This window comes from Oceanobacillus senegalensis, from assembly GCF_900176885.1.
GTDB classification, from domain to species: domain Bacteria; phylum Bacillota; class Bacilli; order Bacillales; family Amphibacillaceae; genus Oceanobacillus; species Oceanobacillus senegalensis.
Genome location: NZ_LT839648.1, coordinates 3,062,782 through 3,083,528 on the forward strand (window position 1 = coordinate 3,062,782; position 20,747 = coordinate 3,083,528).

Annotated in this window: 9 protein-coding genes, 29 tRNA genes, 4 rRNA genes and 1 pseudogene; 2 read left to right on the plus strand and 41 right to left on the minus strand. The window is 42.2% G+C overall.

Features of this window, described 5'->3' with window-relative positions:
* Nucleotides 1-6: 6 nt before the first annotated feature.
* From CAO17_RS21435 to CAO17_RS14770, 26 genes are all read right to left on the minus strand, one after another.
* The gene (locus CAO17_RS21435; RefSeq protein ID WP_218775516.1) at nucleotides 7-273 is read right to left on the minus strand and encodes a hypothetical protein; all 267 of its coding nucleotides are present in this window, start codon (nucleotides 271-273) and stop codon (nucleotides 7-9) included.
* A gap of 407 nt (nucleotides 274-680) precedes the next feature.
* Nucleotides 681-2,245 (minus strand): 16S ribosomal RNA (locus CAO17_RS14650).
* Nucleotides 2,246-2,429: 184 nt separating this feature from the next.
* Nucleotides 2,430-2,505: transfer RNA gene (locus CAO17_RS14655), tRNA-Ala, on the minus strand.
* 15 nt (nucleotides 2,506-2,520) lie between these two features.
* A tRNA-Pro gene (locus CAO17_RS14660) sits at nucleotides 2,521-2,597 on the minus strand.
* Nucleotides 2,598-2,601: 4 nt separating this feature from the next.
* Nucleotides 2,602-2,678, minus strand: a tRNA-Arg gene (locus tag CAO17_RS14665).
* A 3-nt stretch (nucleotides 2,679-2,681) separates the two neighbouring features.
* Nucleotides 2,682-2,770, minus strand: a tRNA-Leu gene (locus tag CAO17_RS14670).
* Between the two features lie 8 nt (nucleotides 2,771-2,778).
* Nucleotides 2,779-2,853: transfer RNA gene (locus CAO17_RS14675), tRNA-Gly, on the minus strand.
* 28 nt (nucleotides 2,854-2,881) lie between these two features.
* Nucleotides 2,882-2,966 (minus strand) — tRNA-Leu (locus CAO17_RS14680).
* Between the two features lie 5 nt (nucleotides 2,967-2,971).
* Nucleotides 2,972-3,047, minus strand: a tRNA-Lys gene (locus CAO17_RS14685).
* A gap of 16 nt (nucleotides 3,048-3,063) precedes the next feature.
* A tRNA-Thr gene (locus tag CAO17_RS14690) sits at nucleotides 3,064-3,139 on the minus strand.
* 163 nt (nucleotides 3,140-3,302) lie between these two features.
* Nucleotides 3,303-3,378 (minus strand) — tRNA-Val (locus tag CAO17_RS14695).
* Between the two features lie 7 nt (nucleotides 3,379-3,385).
* A 5S ribosomal RNA gene (gene rrf / locus CAO17_RS14700) occupies nucleotides 3,386-3,500 on the minus strand.
* 113 nt (nucleotides 3,501-3,613) lie between these two features.
* Nucleotides 3,614-6,534: ribosomal RNA gene (locus tag CAO17_RS14705) — 23S ribosomal RNA — on the minus strand.
* Nucleotides 6,535-6,755: 221 nt separating this feature from the next.
* Nucleotides 6,756-8,320, minus strand: a 16S ribosomal RNA gene (locus tag CAO17_RS14710).
* The 16S, 23S and 5S rRNA genes sit together here with 20 tRNA genes alongside, the layout of an rRNA operon.
* A 282-nt stretch (nucleotides 8,321-8,602) precedes the next feature.
* Nucleotides 8,603-8,676: transfer RNA gene (locus CAO17_RS14715), tRNA-Ile, on the minus strand.
* A gap of 10 nt (nucleotides 8,677-8,686) precedes the next feature.
* Nucleotides 8,687-8,760, minus strand: a tRNA-Gly gene (locus CAO17_RS14720).
* Nucleotides 8,761-8,825: 65 nt separating this feature from the next.
* Nucleotides 8,826-8,902 (minus strand) — tRNA-Pro (locus tag CAO17_RS14725).
* 10 nt (nucleotides 8,903-8,912) lie between these two features.
* Nucleotides 8,913-8,989 (minus strand) — tRNA-Arg (locus CAO17_RS14730).
* Nucleotides 8,990-9,033: 44 nt separating this feature from the next.
* A tRNA-Leu gene (locus CAO17_RS14735) sits at nucleotides 9,034-9,117 on the minus strand.
* A gap of 14 nt (nucleotides 9,118-9,131) precedes the next feature.
* Nucleotides 9,132-9,204 (minus strand) — tRNA-Lys (locus CAO17_RS14740).
* 49 nt (nucleotides 9,205-9,253) lie between these two features.
* Nucleotides 9,254-9,325, minus strand: a tRNA-Gln gene (locus tag CAO17_RS14745).
* Between the two features lie 8 nt (nucleotides 9,326-9,333).
* Nucleotides 9,334-9,407 (minus strand) — tRNA-Asp (locus tag CAO17_RS14750).
* A 24-nt stretch (nucleotides 9,408-9,431) separates the two neighbouring features.
* A tRNA-Glu gene (locus tag CAO17_RS14755) sits at nucleotides 9,432-9,503 on the minus strand.
* Between the two features lie 7 nt (nucleotides 9,504-9,510).
* Nucleotides 9,511-9,601: transfer RNA gene (locus CAO17_RS14760), tRNA-Ser, on the minus strand.
* Nucleotides 9,602-9,604: 3 nt separating this feature from the next.
* A tRNA-Asn gene (locus tag CAO17_RS14765) sits at nucleotides 9,605-9,679 on the minus strand.
* A 728-nt stretch (nucleotides 9,680-10,407) separates the two neighbouring features.
* The gene (locus tag CAO17_RS14770) at nucleotides 10,408-10,863 is read right to left on the minus strand and encodes a SprT family protein (RefSeq protein ID WP_085993414.1); all 456 of its coding nucleotides are present in this window, start codon (nucleotides 10,861-10,863) and stop codon (nucleotides 10,408-10,410) included.
* Nucleotides 10,864-11,302: 439 nt separating this feature from the next.
* Between CAO17_RS14770 and CAO17_RS14775 the strand changes: the two are divergent.
* Nucleotides 11,303-11,827, plus strand: a pseudogene (locus CAO17_RS14775) (catalase); the annotation flags it as partial.
* A 67-nt stretch (nucleotides 11,828-11,894) separates the two neighbouring features.
* Here the strand turns inward: CAO17_RS14775 and CAO17_RS14780 are convergent.
* From CAO17_RS14780 to CAO17_RS14825, 10 genes are all read right to left on the minus strand, one after another.
* Nucleotides 11,895-11,971: transfer RNA gene (locus CAO17_RS14780), tRNA-Pro, on the minus strand.
* Nucleotides 11,972-11,981: 10 nt separating this feature from the next.
* Nucleotides 11,982-12,058 (minus strand) — tRNA-Arg (locus tag CAO17_RS14785).
* 44 nt (nucleotides 12,059-12,102) lie between these two features.
* Nucleotides 12,103-12,186, minus strand: a tRNA-Leu gene (locus CAO17_RS14790).
* Nucleotides 12,187-12,200: 14 nt separating this feature from the next.
* A tRNA-Lys gene (locus tag CAO17_RS14795) sits at nucleotides 12,201-12,273 on the minus strand.
* A gap of 49 nt (nucleotides 12,274-12,322) precedes the next feature.
* Nucleotides 12,323-12,394 (minus strand) — tRNA-Gln (locus CAO17_RS14800).
* A gap of 8 nt (nucleotides 12,395-12,402) precedes the next feature.
* Nucleotides 12,403-12,476 (minus strand) — tRNA-Asp (locus CAO17_RS14805).
* 24 nt (nucleotides 12,477-12,500) lie between these two features.
* Nucleotides 12,501-12,572, minus strand: a tRNA-Glu gene (locus CAO17_RS14810).
* Between the two features lie 7 nt (nucleotides 12,573-12,579).
* Nucleotides 12,580-12,670: transfer RNA gene (locus tag CAO17_RS14815), tRNA-Ser, on the minus strand.
* Between the two features lie 3 nt (nucleotides 12,671-12,673).
* A tRNA-Asn gene (locus CAO17_RS14820) sits at nucleotides 12,674-12,748 on the minus strand.
* 728 nt (nucleotides 12,749-13,476) lie between these two features.
* Complete coding sequence (locus tag CAO17_RS14825; protein WP_085993414.1) at nucleotides 13,477-13,932, minus strand: SprT family protein; 456 nt, start codon at nucleotides 13,930-13,932, stop codon at nucleotides 13,477-13,479.
* 439 nt (nucleotides 13,933-14,371) lie between these two features.
* Between CAO17_RS14825 and CAO17_RS14830 the strand changes: the two genes are divergently transcribed.
* Nucleotides 14,372-15,856 (plus strand): catalase, encoded by a 1,485-nt coding sequence (locus tag CAO17_RS14830; RefSeq protein WP_085993415.1) that lies wholly within the window; start codon nucleotides 14,372-14,374, stop codon nucleotides 15,854-15,856.
* A 428-nt stretch (nucleotides 15,857-16,284) separates the two neighbouring features.
* Here CAO17_RS14830 and CAO17_RS14835 read toward each other — a convergent pair whose 3' ends face one another.
* From CAO17_RS14835 to CAO17_RS14855, 5 genes are all read right to left on the minus strand, one after another.
* Nucleotides 16,285-18,453: a Tex family protein gene (locus CAO17_RS14835; RefSeq protein WP_085993416.1), complete on the minus strand. Its 2,169-nt coding sequence runs from the start codon at nucleotides 18,451-18,453 to the stop codon at nucleotides 16,285-16,287.
* 101 nt (nucleotides 18,454-18,554) lie between these two features.
* Complete coding sequence (locus CAO17_RS14840; protein WP_085993417.1) at nucleotides 18,555-19,154, minus strand: SpoIIE family protein phosphatase; 600 nt, start codon at nucleotides 19,152-19,154, stop codon at nucleotides 18,555-18,557.
* Nucleotides 19,151-19,942: an RNA polymerase sigma factor SigB gene (gene sigB, locus CAO17_RS14845; RefSeq protein WP_085993418.1), complete on the minus strand. Its 792-nt coding sequence runs from the start codon at nucleotides 19,940-19,942 to the stop codon at nucleotides 19,151-19,153. The genes CAO17_RS14840 and sigB overlap by 4 nt, the downstream gene beginning before the upstream one ends.
* Nucleotides 19,917-20,390: an anti-sigma B factor RsbW gene (gene rsbW, locus CAO17_RS14850; protein ID WP_085993419.1), complete on the minus strand. Its 474-nt coding sequence runs from the start codon at nucleotides 20,388-20,390 to the stop codon at nucleotides 19,917-19,919. Before rsbW ends, sigB begins: the two co-directional genes overlap by 26 nt.
* The gene (locus CAO17_RS14855; RefSeq protein ID WP_085993420.1) at nucleotides 20,380-20,721 is read right to left on the minus strand and encodes an STAS domain-containing protein; all 342 of its coding nucleotides are present in this window, start codon (nucleotides 20,719-20,721) and stop codon (nucleotides 20,380-20,382) included. The genes rsbW and CAO17_RS14855 overlap by 11 nt, the downstream gene beginning before the upstream one ends.
* Between the last annotated feature and the right edge of the window lie 26 nt (nucleotides 20,722-20,747).

The following is a 20,747-nucleotide window of genomic DNA, read 5'->3' on the forward strand; positions in this document are numbered from 1 at the left end:
TTTTGACTACAGGGCTGTTACCCTCTTTGGCTCATCTTTCCAGATGGATTCGTCTAAAGAATTCCTTTGTAACTCCATGTGGAGTGTCCTACAACCCCAGAGAGCAAGCTCTCTGGTTTGGGCTGTTTCCGTTTCGCTCGCCGCTACTTGGGAAATCGCATTTGCTTTCTCTTCCTCTGGGTACTGAGATGTTTCAGTTCCCCAGGTATGCCTCTTGTGCCCTATGTATTCAGACACAAGTCCTGTTCCATTACGAACAGTGGGTTTCCCCATTCGGAAATCTCCGGATCAAAGCTTACTTACAGCTCCCCGAAGCATATCGGTGTTAGTCCCGTCCTTCATCAGCTCCTAGTGCCAAGGCATCCACCGTGCGCCCTTATCCACTTAACTAATTAACAATGAATAAGCGTTGTATCGCTTTAATTTGATGTCTTGATTACTCTTATTTAGTTTTCAAGGTACAAAAATTGAAAGAGATTTACTCTCTCAAAACTGAACCAAACAACTCAGTATGTTTTATCCAAATAAATATTTAGATATTCCGTAATAATCTAGCTTCAGCTCCTAGCGGTTCGCGTCATAAGCAATTGACACTCCAAGCACCAAAGACCAGGTGCTTTACGGTCCCTTGCTTATGCGGTCACCGCTGAACAGTCGCTTACGCCTTTTATCTTCCTTAGAAAGGAGGTGATCCAGCCGCACCTTCCGATACGGCTACCTTGTTACGACTTCACCCCAATCATTGGTCCCACCTTCGGCGGCTGGCTCCAAGAGGTTACCTCACCGACTTCGGGTGTTACCAACTCTCGTGGTGTGACGGGCGGTGTGTACAAGACCCGGGAACGTATTCACCGCGGCATGCTGATCCGCGATTACTAGCGATTCCGGCTTCATGTAGGCGAGTTGCAGCCTACAATCCGAACTGAGAATGGTTTTATGGGATTTGCTTGACCTCACGGTTTCGCTTCCCTTTGTACCATCCATTGTAGCACGTGTGTAGCCCAGGTCATAAGGGGCATGATGATTTGACGTCATCCCCACCTTCCTCCGGTTTGTCACCGGCAGTCACCTTAGAGTGCCCAACTGAATGCTGGCAACTAAGATCAAGGGTTGCGCTCGTTGCGGGACTTAACCCAACATCTCACGACACGAGCTGACGACAACCATGCACCACCTGTCACTCTGTCCCCGAAGGGAAAATCCTATCTCTAGGAGTGTCAGAGGATGTCAAGACCTGGTAAGGTTCTTCGCGTTGCTTCGAATTAAACCACATGCTCCACCGCTTGTGCGGGTCCCCGTCAATTCTTTTGAGTTTCAGCCTTGCGGCCGTACTCCCCAGGCGGAGTGCTTAATGCGTTAACTTCAGCACTAAAGGGCGGAAACCCTCTAACACCTAGCACTCATCGTTTACGGCGTGGACTACCAGGGTATCTAATCCTGTTCGCTACCCACGCTTTCGCTCCTCAGCGTCAGTTACAGACCAGAGAGTCGCCTTCGCCACTGGTGTTCCTCCACATCTCTACGCATTTCACCGCTACACGTGGAATTCCACTCTCCTCTTCTGTACTCAAGTCCTCCAGTTTCCAATGACCGCTCACGGTTAAGCCGCAAGATTTCACATCAGACTTAAAAGACCGCCTGCGAGCGCTTTACGCCCAATAAATCCGGACAACGCTTGCCACCTACGTATTACCGCGGCTGCTGGCACGTAGTTAGCCGTGGCTTTCTGGTTAGGTACCGTCAAGGTATGATCAGTTACTATCATACTTGTTCTTCCCTAACAACAGAGTTTTACGATCCGAAAACCTTCTTCACTCACGCGGCGTTGCTCCGTCAGACTTTCGTCCATTGCGGAAGATTCCCTACTGCTGCCTCCCGTAGGAGTCTGGGCCGTGTCTCAGTCCCAGTGTGGCCGATCACCCTCTCAGGTCGGCTACGCATCGTCGCCTTGGTGAGCCTTTACCTCACCAACTAACTAATGCGCCGCGGGCCCATCTGTAAGTGACAGCCGAAGCCGTCTTTCAAACTCTCCATCATGCGATGAAAAGTATTATCCGGTATTAGCTCACGTTTCCGCAAGTTATCCCAATCTTACAGGCAGGTTGCCCACGTGTTACTCACCCGTCCGCCGCTCGTTCCACTAACGTCACCCCCGAAGGGGATCAGTTAGCTTCCCGCGCTCGACTTGCATGTATTAGGCACGCCGCCAGCGTTCGTCCTGAGCCAAGATCAAACTCTCCAAAAAAGTTTGTATAGAATTAACACCAATTAATTCTATGTCTTAGCTATAGTTAAAAGAAAAACGAGTTCCTTTTAATATCTTAACATACTGGTTGTTTTGTTCAGTTTTCAAAGAGCAAATTTGGTTCGCTTTGTAACAGCGACTTTATTAATTTAACATACTAATTAACTTCTGTCAATCGATATCCTGGTGGAGCCTAGCGGGATCGAACCGCTGACCTCCTGCGTGCAAAGCAGGCGCTCTCCCAGCTGAGCTAAGGCCCCATCATTCATCTATAATGGTCGGGAAGACAGGATTTGAACCTGCGACCCCATGGTCCCAAACCATGTGCTCTACCAAGCTGAGCTACTTCCCGATAATGGCGCGCCCGAGAGGAGTCGAACCCCTAACCTTCTGATCCGTAGTCAGACGCTCTATCCAATTGAGCTACGGGCGCTTATGGTGCCGAGGACCGGAATCGAACCGGTACGGTAGTTACCTACCGCAGGATTTTAAGTCCTGTGCGTCTGCCAGTTCCGCCACCCCGGCACATAGTCTGGAGCGGAAGACGGGATTCGAACCCGCGACCCCCACCTTGGCAAGGTGGTGTTCTACCACTGAACTACTTCCGCATGACAATGTTTTTATAGTATATTATAATGGTGCGGGTGAAGGGAGTCGAACCCCCACATCCGAAGATACTAGATCCTAAGTCTAGCGCGTCTGCCAATTCCGCCACACCCGCATAAATGGTGAGCCATGAAGGATTCGAACCTTCGACCCTCTGATTAAAAGTCAGATGCTCTGCCGACTGAGCTAATGGCTCATATATTTTATAGAAATGGTGCCGGCCAGAGGACTTGAACCCCCAACCTACTGATTACAAGTCAGTTGCTCTACCAATTGAGCTAGGCCGGCGTATTATGTTTTAGATAATATTATTAGATGGTGCACTACTTTTTTTATGCTCGTCGTGTTGTAAGTTCATTCGGTTAAGTTGCACTTCTCACAAGCCTGCACATAGTAGGTTTTGATGAAATAAACGGCTTGCTCTACCAATTGAGTTAGACCGGATTATATATGGTGGAGGATACAGGACTTGAACCTGTGACCCCCTGCTTGTAAGGCAGGTGCTCTCCCAACTGAGCTAATCCTCCGGATGAAACCTGGCGGCGTCCTACTCTCGCAGGGGTTAACCCCAACTACCATCGGCGCTGGAGAGCTTAACTACTGTGTTCGGCATGGGAACAGGTGTGACCTCTCCGCCATCGCTACCAGATAATACTTATTCATAAGAACAAGTTATATTATATGCATTTTTGACAAAAAGTGCAAGGGTTTTTTATACCCTAAAAACTAAATAAGAGGTAATCACTGACATCCTTTAAGAAGTTAGTTAAGTCCTCGATCGATTAGTATTCGTCAGCTCCACGTGTCACCACGCTTCCACCTCGAACCTATCTACCTCATAGTCCCTGAGGGATCTTACTCACTTAGAAGTGATGGGAAGTCTCATCTTGAGGGGGGCTTCATGCTTAGATGCTTTCAGCACTTATCCTTACCATACGTAGCTACCCAGCTATGCTCCTGGCGGAACAACTGGTACACCAGCGGTATGTCCATCCCGGTCCTCTCGTACTAAGGACAGCTCCTCTCAAACTTCCGGCGCCCACGACGGATAGGGACCGAACTGTCTCACGACGTTCTGAACCCAGCTCGCGTACCGCTTTAATGGGCGAACAGCCCAACCCTTGGGACCGACTACAGCCCCAGGATGCGATGAGCCGACATCGAGGTGCCAAACCTCCCCGTCGATGTGAACTCTTGGGGGAGATAAGCCTGTTATCCCCGGGGTAGCTTTTATCCGTTGAGCGATGGCCCTTCCATGCGGAACCACCGGATCACTAAGCCCGACTTTCGTCCCTGCTCGACTTGTAGGTCTCGCAGTCAAGCTCCCTTCTGCCTTTACACTCTGCGAATGATTTCCAACCATTCTGAGGGAACCTTTGGGCGCCTCCGTTACCTTTTGGGAGGCGACCGCCCCAGTCAAACTGCCCGCCTGACACTGTCTCCGAACCGGATCACGGTCCTGGGTTAGAAGGTCCATACAGCCAGGGTGGTATCCCACGGATGCCTCCACGTAAGCTGGCGCTCACGCTTCTGAGGCTCCCACCTATCCTGTACAAGCTGCACAGACATTCAATATCAGGCTACAGTAAAGCTCCACGGGGTCTTTCCGTCCTGTCGCGGGTAATGCGCATCTTCACGCATAGTATAATTTCACCGGGTCTCTCGTTGAGACAGTGCCCAAGTCGTTGCACCTTTCGTGCGGGTCGGAACTTACCCGACAAGGAATTTCGCTACCTTAGGACCGTTATAGTTACGGCCGCCGTTTACTGGGGCTTCGGTTCTAAGCTTCGGACCAAAGGTCCTAACTCTTCCCCTTAACCTTCCAGCACCGGGCAGGTGTCAGCCCCTATACTTCGCCTTTCGGCTTCGCAGAGACCTGTGTTTTTGCTAAACAGTCGCTTGGGCCTATTCACTGCGGCTCTATCTCTATAGAGCACCCCTTCTCCCTAAGTTACGGGGTCATTTTGCCGAGTTCCTTAACGAGAGTTCTCCCGCTCACCTTAGGATTCTCTCCTCGCCTACCTGTGTCGGTTTGCGGTACGGGCACCTGTGATCTGGCTAGAGGCTTTTCTCGGCAGTGTGAAATCCGGAACTTCGGCTATAGTTGCCTCCCCATCACAGCTTGAAATGGCCAGACGGATTTGCCTATCTGACTTTCTCACTGCTTGGGCGCACACGTCCATCGGTGCGCATTCCTTATCCTACTGCGTCCCCCCATCACTCATAACGATCACGAGGTGGTACAGGAATATCTGCCTGTTGTCCATCGCCTACGCCTTTCGGCCTCGGCTTAGGTCCCGACTAACCCTGAGAGGACGAGCCTTCCTCAGGAAACCTTAGGCATTCGGTGAAAGAGATTCTCACTCTTTTTTCGCTACTCATACCGGCATTCTCACTTCTAAGCGCTCCACCAGTCCTCACGGTCTGACTTCACAGCACTTAGAACGCTCTCCTACCATTGTCTAAAAGACAATCCACAGCTTCGGTGATACGTTTAGCCCCGGTACATTTTCGGCGCAGAGTCACTCGACCAGTGAGCTATTACGCACTCTTTAAATGATGGCTGCTTCTAAGCCAACATCCTGGTTGTCTAAGCAACTCCACATCCTTTTCCACTTAACGTATACTTTGGGACCTTAGCTGGTGGTCTGGGCTGTTTCCCTTTCGACTATGAACCTTATCACCCATAGTCTGACTCCCAAGTCTAAGTAGCTGGCATTCGGAGTTTGACTGAATTCGGTAACCCGATGAGGGCCCCTAGTCCAATCAGTGCTCTACCTCCAGTACTCTTATCTTTGAGGCTAGCCCTAAAGCTATTTCGGAGAGAACCAGCTATCTCCGTGTTCGATTGGCATTTCACCCCTACCCACACCTCATCCCCGCATTTTTCAACATACGTGGGTTCGGGCCTCCTGTCAGTGTTACCTGACCTTCACCCTGGACATGGGTAGATCACACGGTTTCGGGTCTACGACCGCATACTCATTCGCCCTGTTTAGACTCGCTTTCGCTGCGGCTTCGTGTCTTCCACTTAACCTTGCATACGATCGTAACTCGCCGGTCCATTCTACAAAAGGTACGCCGTCACGCGTAAATGCGCTTCGACTACTTGTAGGCACACGGTTTCAGGTACTCTTTCACTCCCCTTCCGGGGTACTTTTCACCTTTCCCTCACGGTACTGGTTCACTATCGGTCACTAGGGAGTATTTAGCCTTGGGAGATGGTCCTCCCGGATTCCGACGGAATTCCACGTGTTCCGCCGTACTCAGGATACACTCCGGAGAGAATTCTCTTTTGACTACAGGGCTGTTACCCTCTTTGGCTCATCTTTCCAGATGGATTCGTCTAAAGAATTCCTTTGTAACTCCATGTGGAGTGTCCTACAACCCCAGAGAGCAAGCTCTCTGGTTTGGGCTGTTTCCGTTTCGCTCGCCGCTACTTGGGAAATCGCATTTGCTTTCTCTTCCTCTGGGTACTGAGATGTTTCAGTTCCCCAGGTATGCCTCTTGTGCCCTATGTATTCAGACACAAGTCCTGTTCCATTACGAACAGTGGGTTTCCCCATTCGGAAATCTCCGGATCAAAGCTTACTTACAGCTCCCCGAAGCATATCGGTGTTAGTCCCGTCCTTCATCAGCTCCTAGTGCCAAGGCATCCACCGTGCGCCCTTATTCACTTAACTAAGTTTACAATGAATAAGCGTACTAAATTAATAGCCTTGCTTTACGTTTTAATCTAGATTCAGCTCCCATAATCAGTCGCTGCATCCTTTTATTTTTGATGTCGTTGATTACTCTTATTTAGTTTTCAAGGTACAAAAATTAAGAGATTCACTCTCTCAAAACTGAACCAAACAACTCAGTATGTTTCATCCTAAATAGGATGTTCCGTAATAATCCTTAGAAAGGAGGTGATCCAGCCGCACCTTCCGATACGGCTACCTTGTTACGACTTCACCCCAATCATTGGTCCCACCTTCGGCGGCTGGCTCCAAAAGGTTACCTCACCGACTTCGGGTGTTACCAACTCTCGTGGTGTGACGGGCGGTGTGTACAAGACCCGGGAACGTATTCACCGCGGCATGCTGATCCGCGATTACTAGCGATTCCGGCTTCATGTAGGCGAGTTGCAGCCTACAATCCGAACTGAGAATGGTTTTATGGGATTTGCTTGACCTCACGGTTTCGCTTCCCTTTGTACCATCCATTGTAGCACGTGTGTAGCCCAGGTCATAAGGGGCATGATGATTTGACGTCATCCCCACCTTCCTCCGGTTTGTCACCGGCAGTCACCTTAGAGTGCCCAACTGAATGCTGGCAACTAAGATCAAGGGTTGCGCTCGTTGCGGGACTTAACCCAACATCTCACGACACGAGCTGACGACAACCATGCACCACCTGTCACTCTGTCCCCGAAGGGAAAATCCTATCTCTAGGAGTGTCAGAGGATGTCAAGACCTGGTAAGGTTCTTCGCGTTGCTTCGAATTAAACCACATGCTCCACCGCTTGTGCGGGTCCCCGTCAATTCTTTTGAGTTTCAGCCTTGCGGCCGTACTCCCCAGGCGGAGTGCTTAATGCGTTAACTTCAGCACTAAAGGGCGGAAACCCTCTAACACCTAGCACTCATCGTTTACGGCGTGGACTACCAGGGTATCTAATCCTGTTCGCTACCCACGCTTTCGCTCCTCAGCGTCAGTTACAGACCAGAGAGTCGCCTTCGCCACTGGTGTTCCTCCACATCTCTACGCATTTCACCGCTACACGTGGAATTCCACTCTCCTCTTCTGTACTCAAGTCCTCCAGTTTCCAATGACCGCTCACGGTTAAGCCGCAAGATTTCACATCAGACTTAAAAGACCGCCTGCGAGCGCTTTACGCCCAATAAATCCGGACAACGCTTGCCACCTACGTATTACCGCGGCTGCTGGCACGTAGTTAGCCGTGGCTTTCTGGTTAGGTACCGTCAAGGTATGATCAGTTACTATCATACTTGTTCTTCCCTAACAACAGAGTTTTACGATCCGAAAACCTTCTTCACTCACGCGGCGTTGCTCCGTCAGACTTTCGTCCATTGCGGAAGATTCCCTACTGCTGCCTCCCGTAGGAGTCTGGGCCGTGTCTCAGTCCCAGTGTGGCCGATCACCCTCTCAGGTCGGCTACGCATCGTCGCCTTGGTGAGCCTTTACCTCACCAACTAACTAATGCGCCGCGGGCCCATCTGTAAGTGACAGCCGAAGCCGTCTTTCAAACTCTCCATCATGCGATGAAAAGTATTATCCGGTATTAGCTCACGTTTCCGCAAGTTATCCCAATCTTACAGGCAGGTTGCCCACGTGTTACTCACCCGTCCGCCGCTCGTTCCACTAACGTCACCCCCGAAGGGGATCAGTTAGCTTCCCGCGCTCGACTTGCATGTATTAGGCACGCCGCCAGCGTTCGTCCTGAGCCAAGATCAAACTCTCCAAAAAAGTTTGTATAGAATTAACACCAATTAATTCTATGTCTTAGCTTTTAGAAGTGTTACCTTCTATTTATAATGAAAGAAAAAACGAGTTTCTTTCTTGACATACTGGTTGTTTTGTTCAGTTTTCAAAGAGCAAATTTAATTATCACTTCTTAAAAGCGACCTTATTAATCTATCATACCAGAACACCTTTGTCAATATTTTTTACATCTTATCTTTTGGTATTTTTCGATAGATTTATACAATATCATTTCTCAATAATGAAAGTCAACAACTTTTTATTGAGTGGGCCTGAGTGGACTCGAACCACCGACCTCACGCTTATCAGGCGTGCGCTCTAACCAGCTGAGCTACAGGCCCACATTTATAATGGAGCGGGTGAAGGGAATCGAACCCTCGACATCAGCTTGGAAGGCTGAGGTTTTACCACTAAACTACACCCGCATAGTATTAATCGATTCTGTCATCGATAATTTCATGAACAACATATCAATCCATTAATCTATCAATGGTCGGGAAGACAGGATTTGAACCTGCGACCCCATGGTCCCAAACCATGTGCTCTACCAAGCTGAGCTACTTCCCGTTTTTATAAATGGCGCGCCCGAGAGGAGTCGAACCCCTAACCTTCTGATCCGTAGTCAGACGCTCTATCCAATTGAGCTACGGGCGCTTAAAAAACACTATATTTCTTCTGGTTTGTTATATGAATCAAAGTGCGGTCGAGAGGACTTGAACCTCCACGGGATTAACTCCCACTAGGCCCTCAACCTAGCGCGTCTGCCATTCCGCCACGACCGCATAAATGGAAAAAGTGAGCCATGAAGGATTCGAACCTTCGACCCTCTGATTAAAAGTCAGATGCTCTGCCGACTGAGCTAATGGCTCATATTATTACTACGTTAATAGTTAATGTGTTTTTTGAGAATAAAAAAGGCTGGGCCACTAGGATTCGAACCTAGGGTACACGGGATCAAAACCCGATGCCTTACCGCTTGGCTATGGCCCAACAACTGACGGTCCGGACGGGACTCGAACCCGCGACCTCCTGCGTGACAGGCAGGCATTCTAACCAACTGAACTACCGGACCCAACTTTTTTATTAACATTTGTGATGACCCGTACGGGATTCGAACCCGTGTTACCGCCGTGAAAGGGCGGTGTCTTAACCACTTGACCAACGGGCCAATAGAATGGCGGAGAAGGAGGGATTTGAACCCTCGCGCCGCTTACACGACCTACACCCTTAGCAGGGGCGCCTCTTCAGCCACTTGAGTACTTCTCCATATGGCTCCACAGGTAGGATTCGAACCTACGACCGATCGGTTAACAGCCGATTGCTCTACCACTGAGCTACTGTGGAATATTTTTTAGGATTGATTGAATCACACCTAAATATCAACAACATTTTACATAATACATTAAATAACTATTTTTGTCAACGTTTTATTATAATATTTTTTACCTTCGTATCTCAAATCGACAGCTTTATTAATTTATCATATATTACATTGTACGTCAATAACTTTTATGAATAGACATAAAACTTCCCCTTTATTCCTCACGCTTAACATCAAAAGTTAGTTAACCTATCCTTGTAGATAATGCATCAGATCCATCTCTGTAGATGCAAAAACCGATAACAATTTACAACTTCCATTAAAATAATTCCGATTATAATTTTGTAACAACCTGTGAGGGTCATAAGGGTAGAGCAGTTTCACTCTTTCAGCTACAATAATCTATTTTACTCCAAGAATCTTCTACAAGAAGAAATGCCTTTTAGATATATAATAAGTATCTCTATCATCTTATTATTCCACTTCACCGTGATTAATACTTCCGTCACAATTAAATGAAAGTACCGAAATCTCATTTAAATAACCTAGCACCCGTTCAAGAAGTTTTAAAAACCTTCCATCTTTATACTTTCGATAATAACTCCAAATTAATTACATAAGGCTTTACTATTTCCTATCAGAATATACAATATAGTTGTTCTGTAAAGTAGTAGTACATTTTATTGTAAAAATTATTATCGACCAACCAGGATTGGAAGATATTATTTGCAAAAGCTCACTCTAGAAACAGCTATGAACGTAATAATATCTTTCCCCCGCATTTTCCACAACGATACTTTGTTACATTCACTCTACGTTTTCTTTTATATTTACTTTGACACTTCTTACATATATAAAGATACTTATATCCATCCTTTTGTGAAGGTAATGGTTTACAGAACCTTGGAGAACCAGTCTCCCTTAATAATTGTTTAAAATCATTATCACCATGTTTATAGCCTCTTCCTTCTATATGAAGGTGGTAATGGCATAGTTCATGCTTAATGATACCTATAAATTCACTTTTTTCCATTTCTTGAACATATTTTGGATTTAACTCAATTATCCTTTTTGTAGGGATGTACCTTCCTCCAGTCGTTCGCAGTCTATTATTAAATGTAACCTCATCAACAAATGGTTTGCCAAAGTATTCAAGCGATAATTCATTTACTAATTCATATAATGCTTTCTCATTGATTGGACCCATTCCTATTAAACACCTTCATTTCATTTGTTGTTATTGTAACATATTACACTTAATTCTCTGGTACACACTCATATAATTCGTTTATAACGAATAGGAATAATATTGTTTTTCCTCTAAAATAATATATAATATAAATTGTAATGAATTTTATATTTCTTCTGAATTATTATAAATTTCCATATAATACTATTGAAACAGCCAAAATAGCTCCACTTTATATTCATTTTTTAGCAAGGTGGGTACGTTTGTAATAAAAATATTCTCATTTAAAATAAACAAATGAGAATATATCATACGATAGAATTTAATAATCAGGAATAGAAAATGCCTGAATTGGTGCAGTCTCGCTTTTTATTAATTTGTGAGTCTACAAAATAGTAATTTTATAATTACTATGATATTATAATAATTGTATTTAACATGTAGGAGGGATTTATGAATGAGTGAAGAAAAGAAAAAATTGACTACAGCGTTTGGTGCTCCTGTACCTAATGATGATGATGTTAAAACAGCGGGAAAACGTGGTCCTCTATTAATGGAAGACTTCTGGTTTATTGAAAAACTTGCACACTTTGATAGAGAGGTTATTCCTGAGCGTAGAATGCACGCGAAAGGTTCAGGTGCATATGGTACATTCACTGTAACAAACGATATTACTAAATATACAAAAGCTGATATTTTCTCTGAAGTTGGTAAGAAAACAGATATGTTCATCCGCTATTCTACCGTCGCTGGTGAACGCGGTGCTCCAGACGCTGATCGTGATATTCGCGGTACGGCAATGAAGTTCTATACAGAAGAAGGTAACTGGGACTTAGTAGGTAATAATACTCCTGTATTCTTCATGAGAGATCCTAAGAGATTCCCAGATTTAAACCATGTTGTTAAACGTAATCCAAAAACAAACATGCATAGCCCTCAAGCAAACTGGGATTTCTGGACATCTCTACCTGAAGCACTTCATCNATAGTATTAATCGATTCTGTCATCGATAATTTCATGAACAACATATCAATCCATTAATCTATCAATGGTCGGGAAGACAGGATTTGAACCTGCGACCCCATGGTCCCAAACCATGTGCTCTACCAAGCTGAGCTACTTCCCGTTTTTATAAATGGCGCGCCCGAGAGGAGTCGAACCCCTAACCTTCTGATCCGTAGTCAGACGCTCTATCCAATTGAGCTACGGGCGCTTAAAAAACACTATATTTCTTCTGGTTTGTTATATGAATCAAAGTGCGGTCGAGAGGACTTGAACCTCCACGGGATTAACTCCCACTAGGCCCTCAACCTAGCGCGTCTGCCATTCCGCCACGACCGCATAAATGGAAAAAGTGAGCCATGAAGGATTCGAACCTTCGACCCTCTGATTAAAAGTCAGATGCTCTGCCGACTGAGCTAATGGCTCATATTATTACTACGTTAATAGTTAATGTGTTTTTTGAGAATAAAAAAGGCTGGGCCACTAGGATTCGAACCTAGGGTACACGGGATCAAAACCCGATGCCTTACCGCTTGGCTATGGCCCAACAACTGACGGTCCGGACGGGACTCGAACCCGCGACCTCCTGCGTGACAGGCAGGCATTCTAACCAACTGAACTACCGGACCCAACTTTTTTATTAACATTTGTGATGACCCGTACGGGATTCGAACCCGTGTTACCGCCGTGAAAGGGCGGTGTCTTAACCACTTGACCAACGGGCCAATAGAATGGCGGAGAAGGAGGGATTTGAACCCTCGCGCCGCTTACACGACCTACACCCTTAGCAGGGGCGCCTCTTCAGCCACTTGAGTACTTCTCCATATGGCTCCACAGGTAGGATTCGAACCTACGACCGATCGGTTAACAGCCGATTGCTCTACCACTGAGCTACTGTGGAATATTTTTTAGGATTGATTGAATCACACCTAAATATCAACAACATTTTACATAATACATTAAATAACTATTTTTGTCAACGTTTTATTATAATATTTTTTACCTTCGTATCTCAAATCGACAGCTTTATTAATTTATCATATATTACATTGTACGTCAATAACTTTTATGAATAGACATAAAACTTCCCCTTTATTCCTCACGCTTAACATCAAAAGTTAGTTAACCTATCCTTGTAGATAATGCATCAGATCCATCTCTGTAGATGCAAAAACCGATAACAATTTACAACTTCCATTAAAATAATTCCGATTATAATTTTGTAACAACCTGTGAGGGTCATAAGGGTAGAGCAGTTTCACTCTTTCAGCTACAATAATCTATTTTACTCCAAGAATCTTCTACAAGAAGAAATGCCTTTTAGATATATAATAAGTATCTCTATCATCTTATTATTCCACTTCACCGTGATTAATACTTCCGTCACAATTAAATGAAAGTACCGAAATCTCATTTAAATAACCTAGCACCCGTTCAAGAAGTTTTAAAAACCTTCCATCTTTATACTTTCGATAATAACTCCAAATTAATTACATAAGGCTTTACTATTTCCTATCAGAATATACAATATAGTTGTTCTGTAAAGTAGTAGTACATTTTATTGTAAAAATTATTATCGACCAACCAGGATTGGAAGATATTATTTGCAAAAGCTCACTCTAGAAACAGCTATGAACGTAATAATATCTTTCCCCCGCATTTTCCACAACGATACTTTGTTACATTCACTCTACGTTTTCTTTTATATTTACTTTGACACTTCTTACATATATAAAGATACTTATATCCATCCTTTTGTGAAGGTAATGGTTTACAGAACCTTGGAGAACCAGTCTCCCTTAATAATTGTTTAAAATCATTATCACCATGTTTATAGCCTCTTCCTTCTATATGAAGGTGGTAATGGCATAGTTCATGCTTAATGATACCTATAAATTCACTTTTTTCCATTTCTTGAACATATTTTGGATTTAACTCAATTATCCTTTTTGTAGGGATGTACCTTCCTCCAGTCGTTCGCAGTCTATTATTAAATGTAACCTCATCAACAAATGGTTTGCCAAAGTATTCAAGCGATAATTCATTTACTAATTCATATAATGCTTTCTCATTGATTGGACCCATTCCTATTAAACACCTTCATTTCATTTGTTGTTATTGTAACATATTACACTTAATTCTCTGGTACACACTCATATAATTCGTTTATAACGAATAGGAATAATATTGTTTTTCCTCTAAAATAATATATAATATAAATTGTAATGAATTTTATATTTCTTCTGAATTATTATAAATTTCCATATAATACTATTGAAACAGCCAAAATAGCTCCACTTTATATTCATTTTTTAGCAAGGTGGGTACGTTTGTAATAAAAATATTCTCATTTAAAATAAACAAATGAGAATATATCATACGATAGAATTTAATAATCAGGAATAGAAAATGCCTGAATTGGTGCAGTCTCGCTTTTTATTAATTTGTGAGTCTACAAAATAGTAATTTTATAATTACTATGATATTATAATAATTGTATTTAACATGTAGGAGGGATTTATGAATGAGTGAAGAAAAGAAAAAATTGACTACAGCGTTTGGTGCTCCTGTACCTAATGATGATGATGTTAAAACAGCGGGAAAACGTGGTCCTCTATTAATGGAAGACTTCTGGTTTATTGAAAAACTTGCACACTTTGATAGAGAGGTTATTCCTGAGCGTAGAATGCACGCGAAAGGTTCAGGTGCATATGGTACATTCACTGTAACAAACGATATTACTAAATATACAAAAGCTGATATTTTCTCTGAAGTTGGTAAGAAAACAGATATGTTCATCCGCTATTCTACCGTCGCTGGTGAACGCGGTGCTCCAGACGCTGATCGTGATATTCGCGGTACGGCAATGAAGTTCTATACAGAAGAAGGTAACTGGGACTTAGTAGGTAATAATACTCCTGTATTCTTCATGAGAGATCCTAAGAGATTCCCAGATTTAAACCATGTTGTTAAACGTAATCCAAAAACAAACATGCATAGCCCTCAAGCAAACTGGGATTTCTGGACATCTCTACCTGAAGCACTTCATCAAGTAACAATTGTAATGAGTGATCGTGGAATTCCAGCAAGCTATCGAAATATGAATATGTTTAGTAGCCATGCGTATAGTTTAATCAACGCGGATAACGAACGTGTATGGGTGAAATTCCACTTTAAAACACAACAAGGGATTAAGAACTTAACAGATCAAGAGGCTGAGATTTTAAGAGGTAAAGAACCTGATAGCCATCAAAAAGATTTATATAATGCTATCGAAAACGGCGATTATCCAAAATGGACTATGTACATCCAAGTGATGACAGAGGAAGAGGCAAATAACATGCCATATAATCCATTTGACTTAACAAAAGTTTGGTATAAAGAAGATTTCCCATTAATCGAAGTTGGTGAGGTAGAACTTAATCGTAATCCTGAAAACTACTTTGAAGAAGTTGAGCAAGCTGCCTTTGCTCCAACAAATATTGTACCTGGAATTGGATTCTCACCTGATAGAATGTTACAAGGCCGCCTATTCTCATATGGGGATGCTCAACGTTACCGTTTAGGTGTGAACCACTGGCAAATTCCAGTTAACTATCCGAAAAATGCGAAAAACTTCCACCCTTATCATAGAGACGGTCAAGGAAGAGTAATTCCTGCTTCTGGTGGACAAATTTCATACTCTCCAAACAGTTATGGGGAATGGCAAGATAGTAAAGAACATAACGATCCAGTGTATGATGGTGGAGGAATCGGTTATTATGATTTCCGTGAAGATGATGATCTTTACTACGAACAGCCTGGTAAGTTATTCAACTTAATGTCAGAAGGTCAACAACAACAATTATTCGAAAATACTGCCCGTGCTATGGATGGCACAACAAAAGACATTCAACTTAGACATATCAATAACTGCTATAAAGCTGATCCTAAATATGGAGAAGGTGTAGCAAAAGCTTTAGGCGTTTCCTTGAGCGAAGTTGAAGCTGCTAGTAATGTAGAACGATAATCTATTAAACTGCCCAATACAAGAATTGGGCAGTTTTTTTGTGACAATATGGAACCACAAGGGATGTTTTTATCATAAATCAAACATTTGTTTTAATTTTTGCCACCTCCCACTATTGACAAATTCATACATGTGTATCCTCTAGCATTTTTCGAATTTTGTCGAATGATCAAACAGCTCGGAGTATATTGAAATTTTCTGTTCGTGGTTCAAACGTTTGTTTAAAATGATAATTCGATTTATTTCCAATAGACCAAACGTTTGTTTAAATATATTTCTAAGATCATAAGGGCTGAATGTAAACATGGCTATTCTCCCTTATAAATGGAATACCGCCATCATTTTATACTTCCTACCTAATAAGAAAAAGGACTAATTACACCGAATGTAATTAGCCCCTTTCTTATTCCTTTCACATGAAGGTCGAGTTATTGATTATTAATCATCGATAATGCAACTCGCCCTTTTTCAATATCAATTTGTTCTACCCAAACGGTTACGACATCCCCAACCGCTGCGATGTCCATTGGATGTTTTACAAACTTGTTTGCCATCTTGGATATATGAACTAACCCATCCTGTTTAACCCCAACATCAACAAATACACCAAAGTCAACGACATTTCGTATCGTCCCTTGTAATTCCATTCCTGGTTTCAAGTCTTCTAGTGTCATAACATTTTGCTTCAATAGTGGTTGTGGGAAATCATCACGCGGATCTCTTTCTGGACGGCTTAATGCATGTAAAATATCTTCTAGTGTTGGTTCCCCAATTTCTAGACGTTCTGCTGTCCCTTTTTTATTCAAGGCATTGATTTTTTCTCGAATTACCTCGGTCCCAATATCAGCGATTTCACAATCCATTATTTTTAAGAGTTCCTTTGTACTTGCATAGCTTTCTGGGTGAATTGGTGTACGATCTAATGGATTGTCTCCATCGATAATACGCAAGAAACCAATTGCCTGCTCATACGTTTTTGCACCAAGTCTTGGTATTTTTTTTAACTCTTGTCGTTTGGTAAACTTCCCATCTTCATTACGATGTTTAACAATATTATTAGCTACGGTCTTACTGAGGCCAGATACATATTGCAATAATGAAGAAGAGGCAGTATTTACATTCACCCCTACTTGGTTAACGGCCGTCTCTACAACAAATGTTAATGATTCATTGAGAGCCTTTTGACTGACGTCATGTTGGTATTGCCCTACACCTATCGATTTCGGATCAATCTTCACCAATTCCGCTAATGGATCTTGTACACGCCTTGCTATGGATGCGGCACTTCTTTGTTCCACCTGTAGGTCAGGAAATTCCTCACGTGCAAGTTTAGACGCAGAATACACACTTGCACCCGCTTCATTTACAATAATGTATGGAATATCTAAGCTATTATTCGATATAACATCGGAAATAAAATGCTCCGTTTCCCGAGAAGCCGTTCCGTTCCCAATCGCAATTAACTCTACATCATATTGACGAACCAATTCCATAACAATTTTCTCGGAACCAGCAAAATCATTTTTAGGTGCGGTTGGGTACATCACTCCCACTTCAAGCACTTTTCCTGTTTCATCTACCACAACTAATTTACAACCTGTCCGATATGCCGGATCGACACCTAGAACGGTTCTTCCTTTCAATGGTGGCTGTAATAATAAATTCTTTAGATTTACTGCAAAAACTTCTATTGCTTGCTCCTCAGCTTTTTCTGTAAGGCTAGTACGTATTTCTCTTTCGACAGAAGGCTGAATTAATCGTTTATAACCATCCTCAATAGCATCATCTAAGATCACTTGAACTTGTTTATCTGCCTGTCCTTTAATAACCTTTTTCTTAAGAAACGCAAGAATACGCTCTACTGGCGGCTCAATGGATACTTTTAGCACACCCTCTTTTTCACCACGATTTAATGCAAGAACACGATGGGATACGAGAGAACGTACAGCTTCATGGTATTCGTAATACATCTCATAAACACGTTTTTCATCTTTTCCTTTATCTTTAGCCTCTGATTCTATGGTGCCACGCTTAAACGTTTCCTCACGTATAAAATCACGATATTCCGGATCATCTGATATCCATTCTGCAATGATATCATTAACACCTGCTAACACATCTTCTACATGATGTAACTCATTTTCTTCTGATATGTATTTACTAGCTTCTTCCTGAACTTGTGACATCTCTTGCTGAAAGATAAGTTCTGCTAAAGGTTCTAGCCCCTTTTCTTTCGCAATTGTCGCTTTTGTTCGGCGTTTTTGCTTATAAGGGCGGTATAAATCCTCCACACGCTGTAATTGTGTTGCTTGTTGTATGTCTTTCTCTAATTCCTCTGTTAATTTTCCTTGCTCATCAATAATTCGAATAACTTCTTGTTTACGGTCTGATAGTTGAACCGAATATTGCCATCGATCTTGTATGTTCTTTATTTGAACCTCGTCTAGACCACCAGTTACCTCTTTTCGGTATCGGGCTATAAATGGTACTGTATTCCCTTCACCTAAAAGAGTAATCACTTTTCTAACTGTATTTGTATTTACATTCGTTTCATTGCTGACTTGATTGATTATTCCTTGATCTAATTCTACTGCCACGAAAGCTCCTCCTTCTTCAAGGCCATATGATTTATTTTATCATATTGTCTTAAAATTTAATAAGGACAACAAAGGCTGACACGTATTCCAATGCCAGCCTGTTAGTTCCCATTATACCGTATAGCGATGAATGTTGTATCATCTTTTCTTTCATCTTCACTAATATATACATAGGATTTGGTAATACATTCCACTTCCTTATCCTTTATATAGAGCTTAGATAATTCCTTATCCTTCACTCCATCTGAGAACATAATAAATGTCATATTATCTTCTAATGTATCCTTAAAAACCTTAAATGGACGTTCATATCCCCCTAAATAACCTGAATTGGGGATACTTCGCTTTTTCTTTTCTGCTGTATATTGTATAACTCCTATATTACCAATCGAAGAGAATGAATATTCCTTTTTACTAAAATCCATCTTCAAGATACCGAGAACAACACCACGTTTACCGTACAACTGTTGATTCGCCTTTTTAACGAGTTCCTCCACACTAATGTTCATATTTTCCTTTATAATTTGGATAACAATTTGTGATGATTCCGTTGCATATTCCCCACTACCTAGACCATCGGCTATGACACATAAGAACTCATTTTCCGTTTCCGCATAAAAGTAACTATCACCACAGTAATAATTTCCTTTTTTCGGTTTTTGAAAAACGGATACGTCTACTTTATTATTTGCAGTACTCAATCGAAAACCTCCGTACTTTTAGATTGAATCGCCTCTTTTAGCTTCCGTAACGCACGTCTTTGTAGTCTGGATACATGCATCTGTGATATTCCCAAGAGCTCACCTGTCTCTTTCTGGCTTAAATGATCAAAATATGTATGCTTTAATATTTCCTGCTCTCTTCCCGTTAATATAGGTAAAATCTTTTCAAGTAAAATTTTATAATCTATAGATTCATAGCCAGTTTCGTCTTTTCCAATTAAATCAATTAAAGCAACTTTACTACCATCAGAATCTGATTCTACTTTATGATCGACGGATAGTGCATTATAACTTTTACTCATTTCCATCGTTTCCAACACTTCTTCCTCTGACACTTCAAGATAGTTAGCGATTTCCTTAACGGTTGGGGATTTTTGATTCGTTGTTGTTAAAAAGTCTACCGCTTTTTTTATTTTTGGTCCTAGTTCTTTAATTCTTCTGGGGACATGAACACTCCATGTCTTATCACGAATAAAGCGTTTAATTTCACCAATCATTGTTGGGATGGCGAAAGATTCGAATGTTTTACCGAGAGATGCATCATACCTTCTAACAGAAGCTAATAATCCAATCATACCAACCTGTACGAGGTCTTCATGGATGGAGTGGTTTTTAGAATATTTCATAGCAATAGATTCTACGAGGTGTTTATATTTAAGTACAATTTTCTCCTGAATCTCTTTATCGTCTGGATTATGTTGAAGGTGTTCTATCCATTGGTAAACCTCATCTCTCCCCTTATTATCTGGTTGAGATTTGGTCGCCATCAAAGTCCACCCCAATTTCATCTAGATACTTCGTCATGAACACAGTTACTCCTTCATGGTTGTTTATCTTCACTTCATCCATCAGTGCATCAATTAAAAATAAACCAAATCCACCTTCTCTCAGACTCTCAACGGACCCCTCTTCTTCAAACGGTCCTATTTCTTTTTTTACTTTCTCTAAATGAAAACTTTCCCCATTATCTGCTACCATCACTTCCAAACGATTATGGTAGATTCCAAAACCAATCTTTATCTCACCAGCTTCTTTTTCATTACTATATGCATGTGCTACTGCATTCGTAATGGCTTCAGATACGGCAATTTTTAAGTCTTCTATATCTTCATAAGTAAATCCCATTCTATTCGCTATACCTGACAAACTTAAACGAATGACCCCTACGTATTCCGCCTTCGCAGGTATCTTCATTTCTATAAAATCATTCCCCATTATTTTTCTCCACCTTACAACTGGGTTCTATATCCATAATTTCATCGAGTCCGGTTATCTGAAAAACTCGATATACACGATCCACTATATTAATTAATTTCATTTGACTCTTGTTCTCTTTCGTTGATTTTAATGCACTGATAAATACACCTAATCCTGTACTATCCATATAAGAAACATTTGACATATCTATTTCAATAAAACTCCCAGTTTTTTGGGTTGCTGGAAGCAATCTTTCTTTTAATTTCGGTGCCGTATAAGCATCTATTTCACCAGATAAGGCGAATACCAGGATTTCGTTGTTTTTAACCAAATCAATAGAGAGTTCCATCCAATTTCCTCCTAGTTTTACAGTTT

Coding starts and splice junctions, on each gene's coding strand:
- CAO17_RS21435 (WP_218775516.1), bottom strand. CDS start 273: ATGGGGAAACCCACTGTTCGTAATGGAACAGGACTTGTGTCTGAATAC.
- CAO17_RS14770 (WP_085993414.1), bottom strand. CDS start 10,863: ATGGGTCCAATCAATGAGAAAGCATTATATGAATTAGTAAATGAATTA.
- CAO17_RS14825 (WP_085993414.1), bottom strand. CDS start 13,932: ATGGGTCCAATCAATGAGAAAGCATTATATGAATTAGTAAATGAATTA.
- CAO17_RS14830 (WP_085993415.1), top strand. CDS start 14,372: ATGAGTGAAGAAAAGAAAAAATTGACTACAGCGTTTGGTGCTCCTGTA.
- sigB (WP_085993418.1), bottom strand. CDS start 19,942: ATGGCGACCAAATCTCAACCAGATAATAAGGGGAGAGATGAGGTTTAC.
- rsbW (WP_085993419.1), bottom strand. CDS start 20,390: ATGGGGAATGATTTTATAGAAATGAAGATACCTGCGAAGGCGGAATAC.
- CAO17_RS14855 (WP_085993420.1), bottom strand. CDS start 20,721: ATGGAACTCTCTATTGATTTGGTTAAAAACAACGAAATCCTGGTATTC.